We start from the raw sequence: 17,195 nt of genomic DNA, 5'->3' as shown, positions 1-17,195 counted from the left end.
TGGAAGGAGTCCGAGGCGTGCGTCCCGACCTGGTCACACCGCTTGCGGTCACGCTCCGACAGCACGCTTCCCGCACCCCCGAGAAGGCCGCCTTCGCGGACGACCGGCGCTCCGTCACCTACGGCGAGCTGGAGGCGCGTACCCGGCGGCTCGCCGGACATCTCGTCCGCCTCGGTCTGCGGCGCGGCGACCGGGTGGCGCTCAGCCTCGGCAACTCCGTTTCCATGGTGGAGGGTTACCTCGCGGTCGTACGCGCCGGCGGCGTCGGCGTCCCCGTGAACCCGCGGTCCGCGCCGGCCGAGCTGGAGTACCTTCTCGCCGACAGCGGCGCGGTGTTCGCCCTCGCCGGGGCAGGCAGTGCAGAGACGTTTCTCCGGGTGGTGGCGTCCACCGCCCCCCGTACCACGGTCCTGGTGGCCGGCACCACGTCCGTGCCGCCCGGCACCCACGCCTTCGACGAGCTGGCGGTCACCGATCCGGATACGCCCGCCCCCGACGACCTCGGCCTGGACGAGGTGGCGTGGATGTTCTACACGTCCGGCACCACCGGGCGCCCCAAGGGCGTGCTGTCCACCCAGCGCAACTGCCTGTGGTCCGTCGCCGTCAGCTATGTGCCCCTCCCGGGCCTCACGCCGGACGACCGGGTGCTGTGGCCGCTGCCGCTGTTCCACAGCCTGTCCCACATCGCGTGCGTGCTGTCCGTGACCGCCGTCGGCGCCGCCGCCCGCATCACGGACGGCGGTTCCGCCGACGACGTACTGGACCTGCTCCGCGAGGAGAAGGCCACCTTCCTCGCCGGCGTCCCCACCACCTACCACCACCTCGTCGCCACCGCCCGGCGCACCGGCCTGTCCCTGCCCGACCTGCGCATCGGCCTCGTCGGCGGCGCCGTCACCGGCTCAGAGCTGCGCCGCTCCTTCGAGGAGACCTTCGGCGTCCCGCTGGTCGACGCCTACGGCAGCACCGAGACCTGCGGCGCGATCACCATGAACCCGCCGGACGGCGCCCGCGTCGAAGGCTCCTGCGGACTGCCGGTCCCGGGCGTCGGCGTCCGCGTGGTCGACCCCGGTACGGGACAGGACGTGCCCACCGGGCAGGAGGGCGAGGTCTGGGTCAGCGGCCCCAACGTCATGGTGGGCTACCACAACAGCCCCGAGGCGACCCGCGCCGCGCTGCGCGACGGCTGGTTCCGCACCGGAGACCTGGCCCGCCGCGACGCCGCCGGCTACTTCACCGTCTGCGGCCGGCTCAAGGATCTGATCATCCGCGGCGGCGAGAACATCCACCCCGACGAGGTCGAGGCGGTCCTGCGCGGCGCCCCCACGGTGGCCGACGCCGGAGTCGCCGGCGCCGCCCACGTCACCCTGGGCGAGGTCCCCGTCGCGTGGGTGGTCCCCGGCCCGGCCGGCCTGGACACGGCCGCCGTCCTCGAACACTGCCGCACCCGGCTCTCCGCCTACAAGATCCCCGAACGGATCCACGAGACCACCGTCATCCCGCGCACCGCCTCCGGGAAGATCGTCCGCCGGCTGCTCGCCGCACAGCCGTACTGGCCGCGGCACACCGCCGACGGCCACCACGACACCCTGGTCACCTCCACCTGGATCCCCGCACCTGCCGGCCCCGCCGCCCGCCCGGCCGCGTGCGCCCTGGTCGGCGAGGACACCACCGGACTCGCCGCCGCCCTGCGCACGGCCGGCGTCCGCACCGGCCTCCACCCCGACCTGGCGTCGGCCGCCCGGAGCGACACGCCCCTGACCGTCCTGCTGCCGCCGGCCGCCACCGCCGACCCCGCCACCCCGGCCCGCGTCCTCACCGAACACGTCACCAGCGGCGCCGGTCCCGCACCGCTCGTCGTCCTCACCCGCGGAGCCACACCCGCCGGCGACACCGCACCCGACCCCGCGGGCGCCGCCCTGTGGGCCGCCGTACGGTCCCTCCAGGCGGACGGACACCCGCAGGTGTCCGTCATCGACCTCGGCACCGACGGCCCGGACACGGACACGCTGCTCAGCGCCCTCGCCACGGACGAACCCCAGATGGCCGTCCGCGACGGCCGGTTGCTGGTGCCCCGGCTGCTGCGCACCCCTGTGGACGACCGGCCACGGCCCGCCCCGGCGCTCACCCGCCCCGGCACCGTCGTCGTCACCGGCACCGACACCCCCGTGGGCGCCGCGCTCGCCCACCACCTGGCCGACGTCCACCGGGCCGCCCACCTGCTGCTCGTCCACGCACCCGGCACCACCGACGGCACCGACCCGGACGCCTGGCCCCCCGGCACCCACACCACCAGCGTCGCCGTAGACGGCCCCGGCCCGCACCGCGCCCTGGCGGACATCCGGCACCCGGTCACCGCCGTGGTACACACCACCGGCGACCCCGGCCTGGCGCACATCCTCGACCAACTCGCCGACGAAGAAACCGAGTTCGTCACCATCACCGACGGCTCCGCCACCCTGGGCGCGCCCGGCGACCCGGACCGGGCCCTCCGCGACGCCCGCACCGAGGCGGTCACACACGCCCGCCGGGCCCGGGGCGCCACCGCCTCCAGCCTGGCCTGGACGGGTCCCCGGAACACCGAGGACGCACCGGAACAACTCGTCGACCTGCTGGCCGCGTTCGATGTCCTGCTGGCCGACCGGACCCCCGCCCTCCTCGCGCCCCGCCCCGCCCTGCCCGACCCGTCCCGGCCGGTACCCGCGCTCCTGCGCGCGCTGACCGAACCACCGGCCCGGCAGACGCGGCCCGACCCGGCGGTCACCGCGGCCCTGCGCACCCGCCTGGCCGGTCTTGACGAACGCGCCCAGCTGTCCCACCTCGAACAACTCGTCCGGGAACAGGCCGCCGCGGTCCTGAACGGACCGGACGCGGCCCCGCTCCCCGCCGGCCGTGCCTTCCGCGACCTCGGCCTGACCTCGGTGACCGTCGTCGCCCTGCGCGACCGGCTCACCGGGCACACCGGTCTGCGGCTGCCCACCACCGTGACCTTCGACCACCCGACCCCACGCGACCTGGCGGCCCACCTGCACGGCGCGGTCCTCGGCCTGGACGGCACCCGGGCGCCACAGGAGCAGCCGGCCGAAGCCACCGACCCGCAGGAGCCCATCGCCATCGTCGGCATGGCCTGCCGGCTGCCCGGCGGCGTCAACACCCCCGACGAACTGTGGCAGCTGCTCGCGTCGGGCCGGGACGCCGTCTCCGGCTTCCCGACCGACCGGGGCTGGGACCTGGACCGCCTCTTCGACCAGGACCCGCAGAAGACGGGCACCTCCTACGTCGACCGGGGCGGCTTCCTGCACGAGGCGGGCCGGTTCGACGCCGGCTTCTTCGGGATCTCCCCGCGCGAGGCACTCGCGATGGACCCGCAGCAGCGGCTCCTGCTGGAAACCTCCTGGGAAGCGCTGGAACGGGCCGGTATCGACCCGGCCTCCCTCAAGGGCACCGATGTCGGTGTGTTCGCCGGTGTGATGGGCCAGCAGTACGGCACCGGCGGCGAACTCCCCGCGGAACTCGAGGGCTTCGTGACCACCGGCACCGCGACCAGCGTGGCGTCCGGACGGGTCGCCTACGTGTTCGGCCTCGAAGGCCCCGCCGTCACCGTGGACACCGCCTGCTCCTCCTCCCTGGTCGCCCTGCACCTGGCCGCCCAGGCCCTGCGCCGCGGGGACTGCGCCATGGCCCTGGCCGGCGGCGCCACCGTCATGGCGACCCCGGGCACCTTCGTGGAGTTCTCCCGGCAGCGCGCCCTGGCCCCCGACGGCCGCTGCAAGTCGTACGCGGAGGCCGCCGACGGCACCGGCTGGGCCGAGGGCGCCGGCGTCCTCGTCCTGGAACGCCTGTCGCAGGCCCGCCGCAACGGGCACCGGGTGCTCGCGGTGGTTCGGGGCAGCGCGGTCAACCAGGACGGCGCCTCGAACGGCCTCACCGCTCCCAGCGGCCCCTCGCAGCAGCGGGTGATCCGCAAGGCACTGGCCGACGCGGGCCTGACCCCGGCCGACGTCGACGCGGTCGAGGGCCACGGCACGGGCACGACCCTCGGTGACCCGATCGAGGCGCAGGCCCTGCTCGCCACCTACGGCCGCGACCGCGAACGGCCGCTCTGGCTCGGCTCCCTGAAGTCCAACATCGGGCACACGCAGGCCGCCGCCGGAGTCGCCGGCGTCATCAAGATGGTCCAGGCGCTGCGCCGCGGTGTCCTCCCGGCCACGCTGCACGTCGACGCGCCCTCCTCCCAGGTCGACTGGTCGGCGGGCGCGGTCAGACTACTCACCGAGGCCCGGGACTGGCCCGAGGCCGGCCGTCCCCGCCGGGCCGGCGTGTCCTCCTTCGGCGTGAGCGGCACCAACGCGCACGTGATCCTGGAACAGGTGCCGGACGAGCCCGTCACCCCCACCGAGACGTACGACGGTGTGCTGCCCCTGGTGGTGTCGGCGGCTTCGGGGGGTGCTCTGTCGGGGCAGGCGGAGCGGCTTGCGGTGTTCGTCGGTGGCGTGGACGCGTCGCTGGTGGAGGTCGCGGGTGTGCTGGCGGCCCGGCGTGCGGTGCTCTCGGAGCGCGCCGTCGTCGTCGCGGGGTCGCGTGCGGAGGCGGTGGCGGGGCTGGGCGCGCTGGCCCGGGGCGAGAGCAGCCCCCTCCTCGTGAGCGGAACCGTCGCCGGCTCCGGCGGCCCCGGCCGGACGGTGCTGGTGTTTCCGGGTCAGGGTTCGCAGTGGTTGGGCATGGGGCGGGAGTTGCTGGGGTCCTCACGGGTGTTCGCGGAGCGGGTGGGGGAGTGTGCTCGGGCTCTGGAGCCGTGGGTGGATTGGGACTTGTTGGCCGTGCTGCGGGGCGATGTCGATCTGCTGGCGCGGGTGGATGTGGTGCAGCCGGCGAGTTTCGCGGTGAACGTGGCGTTGGCGGCGGTGTGGGCGTCGGTGGGTGTGGTGCCGGATGCGGTGGTGGGTCATTCGCAGGGTGAGATCGCCGCGGCTTGTGTGGCGGGTGCGTTGTCGCTGGAGGATGCGGCGCGGGTGGTGGCGGTGCGTAGTCGGGTGATCGCGGGGGAGTTGGCGGGCGGGGGTGGTATGGCCTCTGTGGCGTTGTCGGAGGCCGACGCGGTGGGCCGGATCGGCCGGTGGGAGGGGCGGGTCGAGGTCGCGGCGGTGAACGGTCCTTCGTCGGTGGTGATCGCCGGTGACGCGGAGGCCTTGGACGGGGTGTTGGCCGTGTTGGAGGCGGATGGTGTGCGGGTGCGTCGTGTCGCAGTGGACTATGCCTCGCACACCCGTCATGTGGAGGCGATCGAGGGGGCGTTGGGGGAGGCATTCGCGGAGGTTCGTGGTCGGGTGCCGGTGGTGCCGTTCTTCTCCACGGTGACCGGTGGCTGGGTGCGTGAGGCGGATGTTCTGGACGGTGGTTACTGGTATCGCAACCTGCGTGGCCAGGTCCGTTTCGGTCCGGCGGTCGCCTCCCTTGTCGCCGAGGGGCACACGGTGTTCGTGGAGTCCAGCGCCCACCCCGTCCTCGTCCAGCCGGTGAACGAGATCGTGGACGAGGCGCAGTGCGAGGCGGTCGTCACAGGCTCCTTGCGGCGTGATGAGGGTGGTCTTCGGCGGTTGTTGGCGTCGATGGCGGAGCTTTTCGTCAGGGGTGTGGCGGTCGACTGGACCGGTGTGCTGCCCGAGGGTGCCGGGGCCGCGGACGTGGAGCTGCCGACGTATGCCTTCGACCACCGGCACTACTGGCTGAAGCCCGCTCCTGTGGCGGACGCGGCCTCCCTGGGGCAGGCCCGCGCCGACCACCCCCTGCTCGGCGCGGTCGTCGGCCGACCCGACTCCGGCGGGTTCATGACGACCTCGCGGTGGTCGTCGCGCGCGCAGCCCTGGCTGGCCGAGCACCTCGTCGGCGACGACACTGTCCTGGTGCCGAACGCGGCACTGGTCGAGCTGGCGGTCCGGCTCGGTGACGAGGCCGGGGCGCCGGTCGTGGTGGAACTGACCGTCGAGCGGCCCGTGGTCCTGCCGGCGCGCGGTGGCCGGGCCGTCCAGACGGTGGTCGGCGAGGCGGACGGCACGGGGCGGCGTACGGTCGAGGTCTACTCGCGTGCGGACGGCTCCGGGCTGGACGCCGTCTGGACGCGGCACGCGCACGGCACGCTGGCACCCGCCGCCGAAGAGGACGACGAACGGCCGGCCGCCGGGCCCGGTGTCGAGGTGACCCTCGACGAGGCCGCCGGGGACGCCGACCGGTACGGCGTACACCCCACCCTGCTCGACGCGGCCGTGCGGAGCGCGCTGCCCGCCGGGACCCTCGCCGCGACCTGGCGCGGGGTCAGGCTGCACGCGTCGGGCGCGACCACCGTCACGGTGCGGTCGGCGGGGGAGGGCACCACCCGGCTGGAGCTGACCGACCCGGCCGGGCGGCCCGTGCTGAGCGTCGACGCCGTACTGTACGAGCCGTTCGACCCGGCACGCGCCGGGCTCGCCGAGGCACTCGTCCACGACGCGCTGTTCCGCGTCGACTGGACGGAACTGCCGCTTCCAGCGGGTGACGGGACACCGTCCGCCGCCACCGTACGGACCGCGCGGGACGTCACCGCCGACGCGGCGGACGCTGACGTCCTGCTGTACGCGGCCGACCGCGCGGGCGGGGATCCGCGGGCGGCGCTGGCCGCCGCGCTCGCCGTCCTCCAGGCCTGGCTCGCCGAGCCCGCCCTGGAGGGGACGCGGCTGGTCGTGGCAGCCCCCGACGCCGCCACGGACCTCGCCACGGCCGCCGTCCAAGGACTGCTGCGTTCCGCCCAGTCCGAACACCCCGGCCGGATCGTGCTCGTCGAGGTCGACGGGCCGGACGGCGCCCAGGAAGCCGACGCGGCGGTCCGCTCCGCCCTGCCCGGCCTGCTGGCCTGCGGCGAACCGCTGATACGCATACGGGCCACGGGGGCCTCGAACGCCCCCGGGCCCACGGGGACCGCGGTGGCCGAGGTGCCCCGGCTGGTACGGGCCGACGTGCCGGTGGGGGCGGGCGACGCCCCGCAGCCGGGGCGCGCGCTCGATCCGGACGGGACCGTCCTGGTCACCGGCGGCACCGGCACCCTGGGCGCGCTGACCGCGCGGCACCTGGTCACCGACCACGGCGTGCGCCACCTGCTCCTGCTCAGCCGGCGCGGACCCGCCGCGGAGGGCGCCGCCGCGCTGTCCGAGGAGCTGACCGCGCTCGGCGCCACCGTCACGATCGCCGCCTGCGACACCGCCGACCGGGCCCAGCTCGCGGCCGTCCTGGACGCGGTGCCCGCCGCGCACCCGCTGACCGCCGTCCTGCACACCGCCGGTGTCCTGGACGACGGCGTGCTCACTGCGCTCACCCCGGAGCGACTCGACACCGTACTGCGGCCGAAACTGGACGCGGCCCTGCTGCTGGACGAGCTGACGCGGGAACGCGACCTCGCGGCGTTCGTCCTGTTCTCCTCGGCCGCCAACGTGTTCGGCAACCCCGGACAGGCCAACTACGCCGCCGCCAACGCCTGCCTGGACGCGCTCGCCGCGTACCGCCGCGAACAGGGACTGCCCGGCGTCTCGCTCGCCTGGGGGCACTGGGAGCGGGCCAGCGGCATGACCCGGCACCTCGGCGCCGCAGACCTCAACCGCAACCGGCGCCTCGGCATGGCCGCGCTGTCCGAGGCCGAGGGCATGGCCCTGCTGGACCTCGCCCTGCGCCCCGGCACCGGGCTGCCCGCCGCCCTGGTGGCCGCGCGGCTCGACCTGCCCGCCCTGCGCGCGGCGGCCCGTACCGCGCCCGTGGCACCCCTGCTGCGGGGCCTCGCCCCCGCGCCGCGCACACCGGCCCGCGCCGCCGGCAGCGCCGACCAGGGCAGTCTGCGCGACCGCGTCGGCCGGCTGGACCCGGCCGCCCAGCAGGCACTGCTGCTGGACCTCGTCCGGGGCAACGCCGCCGACGTGCTCGGCCACGGCACCGCCGACGCCGTGCGCGCCGACCGGGCCTTCAAGGACGCCGGGTTCGACTCGCTGACCGCGGTGGAGCTGCGCAACCGGCTGGCGGCCGCCACCGGTCTCACCCTGCCCTCGGCCGTCGTCTTCGACTACCCGAAACCCACGGCGCTCGCCGAGCACCTGCGGGCCCGGCTCGCCGGTGACGGCACCGCCACCGCCGCACCCGCCGCACCGGCGCCCGGCGCGGGCACGGTCGCGCCGGACGAGCCGATCGCGATCGTCGCGATGGCCTGCCGCTTCCCCGCCGGGGTGCACAGCCCGGAGGACCTGTGGCGGGTCGTCGCCGACGGGGTCGACGCCGTCACGGAGTTTCCCGGCGACCGCGGCTGGGACATCGACCGGCTCTACGACACCGACCCCGACAAACCCGGCACGACCTACGTGCGGCACGGCGCGTTCCTCGACGACGCGCCCGGCTTCGACGCCGCGTTCTTCGGCATCTCCCCGAACGAGGCCCTGGCGATGGACCCGCAGCAGCGGCTGCTGCTGGAGACGTCCTGGGAGGCGTTCGAACGCGCCGCGATCGATCCCACCGGGCTCGGTGGCCGGGACATCGGGGTCTTCGTCGGCGTCAACAGCCACGACTACACCGTGCGGATGCACCACTCGGCCGACGCCGAGGGATTCCGCCTCACCGGTGGCTCCGGCAGCGTCGTGTCGGGCCGCGTCGCCTACCACTTCGGGTTCGAGGGCCCGGCCGTCACCATCGACACCGCCTGCTCCTCCTCCCTGGTCGCCCTGCACCTCGCGGCCCAGGCGCTGCGCAACGGGGAGTGCTCCATGGCGCTCGCCGGCGGTGTGATGGTGATGGGCGACGTCGAGACGTTCGTCGAGTTCTCCCGGCAGCGCGGCCTGGCGCCCGACGGCCGGTGCAAGGCCTTCGCGGACGGCGCGGACGGCACCGGCTGGTCCGAGGGCGCGGGCGTGCTCCTGGTCGAGCGGCTGTCCGAGGCACAGCGGCAGGGCCACCGGGTGCTGGCGGTGCTGCGGGGCAGCGCGGTCAACCAGGACGGCGCCTCGAACGGCCTCACGGCGCCGAACGGGCCGTCGCAGCAGCGGGTGATCCGCAGGGCGCTGGCGAACGCCGGTCTCTCGGTGTCCGAGGTGGACGCCGTCGAGGCGCACGGCACGGGCACGGTCCTCGGTGACCCGATCGAGGCGCAGGCCCTGCTCGCCACCTACGGGCAGGACCGCGACGAACCGCTGTGGATCGGATCGGTGAAGTCCAACCTCGGGCACACCCAGGCCGCGGCCGGTGTCGCCGGCGTCATCAAGATGGTCATGGCGATGCGGCACGGGCTGCTGCCCCGCACCCTGCACGTCGACCGGCCGTCCCGCCACGTGGACTGGTCGGCGGGCGCGGTGGAGGTCCTCACCGAGGCCCGGGCCTGGCCGGACACCGGCCGCCCGCGTCGCGCCGGTGTCTCCGCCTTCGGCATCGGCGGCACCAACGCCCACCTGGTCCTGGAACAGGCACCCGCACCCGCCGGAATCCTGGCGGACGGCGCCGTGCCCGCACCGGCCGACCGTGCCGCGCCGGCGTCAGCGGGCAGGGCGGAAGCGGCACCGACGGACCCGGAGGAGGCGTCGGCGCCGGTCACGGGGGACACGGACGGTCTCCCGGCTGTGCCGGCGTCGGCCCAGGACGTGGACGCAGCGGCGGACGGTCCTCTCCTCGTCCCGGTCTCCGCACGCACCCCCGCCGGTCTGCGCGGACAGGCCGGCCGGCTCGCGGACTGGGTGGCGGACCGCACCGGGACGCCGCTCGGCGCCACGGCCCACGCGCTCGCCACCACCCGCGCCCACCTCGACCACCGCGCCGTCGTCCTGGCGGCCGACCGGCAGCGGCTCGTCACCGCCCTGCGCACGCTCGCCGACGGCACCGCCGGCACGGACACCGTCACCGGCACCCCGGCCGACGGCGAACTCGCCTTCCTGTTCACCGGACAGGGCAGCCAGTGGCCCGGCATGGGCCGCGAACTCGCCGCCGCACACCCGGTGTTCCGCGGTGCCTTCGACGCCGCCTGTGCCGCCGTGGAACGGCACCTGGACGGACTCGCCCATCCCCTGAAGGACGTGGTGTTCGCCGAGCCCGGCACCGAACAGGCCGCCCTGCTCGACCAGACCCTCTACACGCAGGCCGCGCTGTTCGCCCTGGAGACCGCGCTGTTCCGGCTGTTCGCCTCCTGGGGCGTACGGCCCGGCCTGCTCGCCGGCCACTCGGTCGGTGAGATCGCCGCGGCCCACGCGGCCGGCATCCTGGACCTGGCGGACGCGGGCGAACTCGTCGCCGCACGAGGCAGGTTGATGCAGGCCCTGCCCGAGGGCGGGGCGATGATCGCCGTCGAGGCCACCGAGGCCGAGGTGGCGCCGCTGCTCGCCCGGGCACCCGGTGCCGTCGGGATCTCGGCGGTCAACGGACCACGGGCGCTGGTCCTGTCCGGTGCCGAGGACGCCGTCCTGGCCGTCACCGGGCGCCTCGCCCAGGACGGCCACCGCACCCGCCGGCTGTCCGTCAGCCACGCCTTCCACTCCCCGCTCATGGAGCCGATGCTCGACGAGCTGCGTGCCGTGGCCGCCCGGCTCCGCTACCGGCCGGGCACCGTGCCGATCGTGTCCACGCTCACCGGCGCACTCGCCCCGGACGGGCTGCTCGCCACCCCGGACTACTGGGTGGACCAGGCCCGGCACGCCGTGCGGTTCGCCGACGCCGTCACCGCCCTGCGCGACCAGGGCGCCGTGACCCACCTCGAACTGGGCCCCGGCGGAGTCCTCAGTGCCATGGCCCTCGGCACGCTCGGACCGGACACCCGGGGCTGTGTCACCACGCTGCGCCGGGACACCCCCGAGGACACCGCCGTCCGTACCGCGCTCGCGGAACTGCACGTACGGGGCGTGCCGGTCGACTGGAGCGCCGTCCTCGGCCGTCCCGGGCCGGACGTCGGCCCCGACCTGCCCACCTACGCCTTCCAGCACCAGCGGTACTGGGTGGAGGGCGACACCGCCACCGACGCCGAGGCGCTCGGCGCCCGGGCCGCCGGCCATCCGCTGCTGGGCGGGGTGGTGGAGGTCCCCGGCACCCGCGGCGGCACCGGCGTCGTCCTCACCGGGCGGCTGTCCGGCCGAGGCCCCGGCCGCCTGCCCGGGGCGCACACCGACGCGGACACCACCGTCCCGGCGGCCGTCCTGCTGGAGCTGCTGGTCCGGGCCGGTGACGAGGCCGGTGGCGGCACCGCCGAGCGCATCACCGTCGACGCGCCCCTCGTCGTCCCCGCGCACGGACACCTCCAGCTGCGTGTCTTCGTGGACGCCCCCTGCCCCGACGGCCGGCGCGGTGCCACCGTGCACAGCCGGCCGGCGGGCCGGGAGAGCGAGCCGTGGCTGCGGCACGCCCACGCCACCCTCGTGCCCGGCGTCCCCCGGCACGCGTTCGACCTGCGCACCTGGCCTGCGGAGCCGGCCGAAACCAGTGTTCTGCCCGGGGTGCGCGGCCTGTGGCGCCGACCCGGCGAGATCCTCGCCGATATCGCCCTGCCCGTCGAACTCGTCGACGAGGCGGCGGACTTCACCCTGCACCCGGTGCTCCTGGACACGGCCCTGCGGCTGGCGGCCGAGGCCGCCCCCGGTGACCCGGACGCCTGCTCCCCGACGGAGGCGGCCTCTCTCGCCGTCTACGCGGTGGGCGCCACCGAGCTGCGGGTGCGCGTCACCCCCGCCCACGGCGGGCACCTGGTCGAGCTGGCCGACCCCGAGGGCCGGCCCGTCGCCCTGCTCGGCCCCGTGACGTTCACCCCCGTCGAGGCCGCGGAGGCCAGGGAGGCCAGGGAGGCCGCGGAGGCCAGGGAGGCCAGGGAGGCCGCGGAGGCCAGGGAGGCCGCGGAGGCCACCGGGGACAACGGGGCCACCAAGGCCACCGGGGCCACCAAGGCCAGCGGGAAAGCCCACGGCATCGAGACCGCGACTGCTGCCGCCCGGCGTGTCATCCGCCGCGCATCCGCCGCCGACGGCGACGGGCTGGCCGCCCGGCTGGCAGGTCTCGCTGCCGCGGAACAACGCCGCGCCCTGCTCGACCTCGTCCGGGAGAGCGCCGCCGTCGTGCTGGGGCACCGGGACACGGACGGCTTCGACGAGGCGCAGCCGTTCAAGAACCTGGGGTTCGACTCGCTCACCGCGGTCAAACTGCGCAACCGGCTGCACGACTTCACCGGTGTCAGCCTGCCCAGCAGCCTGGTCTTCGACCACCCGACACCGGGCCTGCTCGCCGACCACCTGCGCGGCGAACTCCTCGGCAGCCGACCGGAGCCGGCCGCCGTCACCCGCCGGGGCACGGCGGACCCGGACGAGCCCATCGCCATCATCGCGATGAGCAGCCGGCTGCCCGGCGGCGTCAACAGCCCCGAGGACCTGTGGCAGCTCGTCATGGACCGGCGTGACGCCATCTCCGCCTTCCCCGCCGACCGCGACTGGGACATCGACCGGCTCTACCACCCCGACCCGGCCCACCCCGGCACCAGCTACACCCGCGCCGGCGGCTTCCTGCACGACGCCGCCCGGTTCGACGCCGCGCTCTTCGGGATCTCCCCGCGTGAGGCACTGGCGATGGACCCGCAGCAGCGGCTGCTCCTGGAGACCTCCTGGGAGGCGCTGGAGCGGGCCGGCATCGATCCCCTCTCCACCCGCGGCCAGGACATCGGCGTCTTCACCGGCATCGTCCACCACGACTACGTGACCCGGCTGCGCCAGGTGCCCGAGGACGTCCACGGCTACGTCATGACGGGTACGGCGTCCAGCGTGGCCTCGGGCCGGGTGTCGTACGTGTTCGGCTTCGAGGGCCCCGCGGTGACCGTGGACACCGCCTGCTCGTCCTCGCTCGTCGCGATGCACCTCGCGGCGCAGGCGCTGCGCAACGGCGAGTGCACCCTGGCACTCGCCGGCGGCGCCACCGTCATGGCCAGCCCGGACGCCTTCCTGGAGTTCTCCCGCCAGCGGGGCCTGTCCGCCGACGGCCGCTGCAAGGCGTACTCGGCCACCGCCGACGGCACCGGCTGGGCGGAGGGCGTCGGCGTGGTGCTGCTGGAACCGCTGTCGGAGGCCCACCGCAACGGGCACCGGGTGCTGGCGGTGCTGCGCGGCAGCGCGGTCAACCAGGACGGCGCGTCCAACGGTCTGACCGCCCCGAACGGCCCCTCGCAGCAGCGGGTGATCCGCAGCGCCCTGGCCGCGGCGGGACTGGAGCCCGCCGACGTGGACGTGGTAGAGGGTCACGGCACGGGCACGACCCTGGGTGACCCGATCGAGGTGCAGGCTCTGCTGGCCACCTACGGCCAGGACCGTGAGAAGCCCTTGTATCTGGGCTCGTTGAAGTCGAACATCGGGCACACGCAGGCGGCCGCCGGAGTCGCCGGGGTGATCAAGATGGTCCAGGCGCTGCGGCACGGCGTCCTGCCCCCGACCCTGAACGTCACGGAGCCCACCCCGCAGGTGGACTGGTCGGCGGGCGCGGTCGAACTGCTCACCGAGGCCCGCGAGTGGACCCGTGACGACCGGCCGCGCCGGGCCGCGGTGTCCTCGTTCGGCGCGAGCGGCACCAACGCGCACGTCATCCTGGAGGAGGCGCCCGACACCGGCCCGGTCACCCGGCCCGAGGTGCCCGCCGGCGTCGCTGCGCTGGTGGTCTCGGCCCGCAGCGCGGCCTCGCTCGCGGCCCAGGCCGGGCGGCTCGCGGCGTTCGCCACGGACACCGGCGCGGCCCCGGCCGAGGTCGCGGGCGCGCTCGTCGGCCGCCGGGCCCTGCTGTCCGAGCGGGCCGTGGTCGTCGCCGGTTCCCGTGCCGAGGCGGTGGCCGGACTGGGCGCGCTGGCCCGGGGCGAGAGCAGCCCCCTCCTCGTGAGCGGAACCGTCGCCGGCTCCGGCGGCCCCGGGCGGACGGTGCTGGTGTTTCCGGGTCAGGGTTCGCAGTGGTTGGGCATGGGGCGGGAGTTGCTGGGGTCCTCACGGGTGTTCGCGGAGCGGGTGGGGGAGTGTGCTCGGGCTCTGGAGCCGTGGGTGGATTGGGACTTGTTGGCTGTGCTGCGGGGCGATGTCGATCTGCTGGCGCGGGTGGATGTGGTGCAGCCGGCGAGTTTCGCGGTGAATGTCGCGTTGGCGGCGGTGTGGGCGTCGGTGGGTGTGGTGCCGGATGCGGTGGTGGGTCATTCGCAGGGTGAGATCGCCGCGGCTTGTGTGGCGGGTGCGTTGTCGCTGGAGGATGCGGCGCGGGTGGTGGCGGTGCGTAGTCGGGTGATCGCGGGGGAGTTGGCGGGTGGGGGTGGTATGGCCTCTGTGGCGTTGTCGGAGGCTGATGCGGTGGGCCGGATCGGCCGGTGGGAGGGGCGGGTCGAGGTCGCGGCGGTGAACGGTCCTTCGTCGGTGGTGATCGCCGGTGACGCGGAGGCCTTGGACGGGGTGTTGGCCGTGTTGGAGGCGGATGGTGTGCGGGTGCGTCGTGTCGCGGTGGACTATGCCTCGCACACCCGTCATGTGGAGGCGATCGAGGGGGCGTTGGGGGAGGCATTCGCGGACATTCGCGGTCGGGTGCCGGTGGTGCCGTTCTTCTCGACGGTGACCGGTGGCTGGGTGCGTGAGGCGGGTGTTCTGGACGGTGGTTACTGGTATCGCAACCTGCGTGGCCAGGTCCGTTTCGGTCCGGCGGTCGCTTCCCTTGTCGCCGAGGGGCACACGGTGTTCGTGGAGTCCAGCGCCCACCCGGTTCTTGTGCAGCCGGTGAACGAGATCTTCGATGAGGCCGCCGACGACAACGTCCGCCTCCGTGCCGTCGCCGCCGGTTCACTGCGGCGTGACGAGGGCGGTCTGCGCAGGCTGCTGACGTCGATGGCGGAAGTCTTCGTCAAGGGTGTGGCGGTCGACTGGACCGGTGTGCTGCCCGAGGGTGCCGGGGCCGCGGACGTGGAGCTGCCGACGTACGCCTTCGACCGGCAGCACTTCTGGCTGCGCGAGGCGGAGACCACCACGGACGCCGCCACGGCCGAGGGCGCCGAGACCGACTTCTGGTCCGCCGTCGAACAGGCCGACACCGACTCCCTCGCCGAACTGCTCGACCTCGCCGCGGCCGATCAGCGCGACGCGCTGCGCACGGTCGTCCCCGTGCTGGCCGACTGGCGCGGGCGGCGGCGCGAGCGGTCGGCGGCGGAGAAGCTGCGCTACCACGTCACCTGGCGGCCCGTCGACCAGGAGGGCGCCGGTGTCCCGGCCGGCACCTGGCTGGCCGTCGTGCCGGCGGCGGCGCCGACCGACTCGGTGCCGGCCCAGCTGCTGCGGGAACTCACCGCGCAGGGACTGGACGTCGTCCCGCTGGAGGTCGCCGTGGCCGACGCCACCCGTGACCGGCTCGGCGAACGTCTGTCCGCCGTCCTCGCCGAGCACGCCGTGGCCGGTGTGCTGTCACTGCTCGCGCTCGACCCGGCGGGCGAGGAGGACGACACCGGGCAGGGCGGTTCCCAGGACCCGGTTCCGCTGACGGCGGCCACCGTCGCACTGGTCCAGGCCTTGGGCGACACCGGGGTCGCACAGCCGCTGTGGTGCCTGACCCGGGGCGCGGTCAACACCGGCATCCAGGACACCGTCACCGCCCCGGCGCAAGCGGCCGTCTGGGGCATCGGCCGGGCCGCCGCCCTGGAACGCGGCGACCGCTGGGGCGGGCTGATCGACCTGCCCGCCACCTCCGACAGCCGGACCGTCCGGCATCTGCTGGGCGCGCTCGACGCCCCCGGCGACGACGACCAGCTGGCCGTACGCCGATCCGGAGTGCACACCCGCAGGCTGCTGCGCAAGACCGCCCCCGACCCGGCCGCCGGCTCCGGCTGGCAGCCCCGCGGCACCGTCCTGGTGACCGGCGGCGCCGAGGGCCTCGGCCGGCACGCCTCCCTGTGGCTCGCCCGGTCCGGCGCCGGCCGGCTCCTCGTCACCACCACCGCCGCCGCCCCCGGGGACGCCGTCGCCGCACTGCGCGCCGAGGTGGCCGCGCTCGGCACCGGCACCACCGTCGAGACGTGCGCCGACACCGACCGGACCGCCCTGGACCGCCTGCTCGCCGGGTTGCCCGGCGAGCAGCCGCTCACCGCCGTCGTGCACACCGCCGACATCGCCCGCACCAGCACCGTGGACGACACCGGCGTACCCGAACTCACCGAGGTGTTCTCCGCCAAGGTGGACACCGCCCGATGGCTCGCCGGACGGTTCGCGGACACCCCGCTCGACGCGTTCGTGGTCTTCTCCTCCATCGCCGGCATCTGGGGCGGCGGCGGACAGGGACCGTCCGGCGCGGCCAACGCCGTCCTCGACGCCCTCGTGGAGTGGCGCCGCGGCCACGGCCACCCCGCCACCGCGATCGCCTGGGGCGCCCTCGACGAGGTCGGCGTCGGCATGGACGAGGACACCCTCACCCAGCTGCGCCGGCGCGGTGTCCTGCCCATGGCCCCGCACATCGCCGTCACCGCCTTCGAACAGGCCGTCCAGGCCCAGGAGAAGGCCGTCACCGTCGTCGACATGGACTGGGACGCCTTTATCCCGGCGTTCACCTCGGTCCGGCCCAGCCCGCTGTTCGCCGACCTGCCCGAGGCGCAGGCCGCCCTGCGGGCCACCCAGCCGGACACCGACGACGGCGACACCACCGCCGGCCTCGTCCAGTCCCTCCGCGACGTACCCGAGGCCGACCAGAACCGCCTCCTGCTCCGGCTGGTCTGCGGACACGCCGCGACCGTCCTCGGACACAGCGGCGCCGAGAGCATCGGAGCCCTCCAGGCCTTCCAGGAGGCCGGCTTCGACTCGCTCGCCGCCGTCAACCTGCGCAACAGCCTCCACGTGGCGACCGGCCTGCGGCTGCCCGCCACCCTCATCTTCGACTACCCCACGCCGGACGCCCTCGTCGGCTACCTGCGCTCCGAACTGCTCCGGGACGCCGACGACGGGCTCGACGGGCGGGAGGACGACCTCAGGCGGGCACTGGCCGCCGTCCCCCTCGCCCGCTTCAGGGAAGCCGGCGTGCTGGACACCCTGCTCGGCCTGGTGGACATCGAGGACGCCCCCGCGTCCGCAACGGTGGAACCGGCCGGGAACGACGAGACCCTGATCGACGCCATGGACGTTGCCGACCTCGTGCAGCGTGCTCTGGGCAGGACGAGCTGACCCCATGACAGCGGACGTACCACG

Annotated in this window: 1 protein-coding gene; it reads left to right on the top strand. The window is 75.2% G+C overall.

Going from position 1 to position 17,195, the window contains the following annotated elements:
• The first annotated feature begins 17 nt into the window (after window positions 1-17).
• Window positions 18-17,171 carry a type I polyketide synthase gene (locus tag ACGFT1_RS26835; protein WP_373911548.1) on the top strand — a complete coding sequence of 5,718 codons (17,154 nt, stop codon included), beginning with the start codon at window positions 18-20 and terminating at the stop codon, window positions 17,169-17,171.
• Window positions 17,172-17,195 lie beyond the last annotated feature (24 nt).

Origin of the sequence: Streptomyces sp. Y20, assembly GCF_043195475.1 — a bacterium.
Taxonomy (GTDB): domain Bacteria; phylum Actinomycetota; class Actinomycetes; order Streptomycetales; family Streptomycetaceae; genus Streptomyces.
This window is presented reverse-complemented; position numbering and strand designations above follow the sequence as displayed.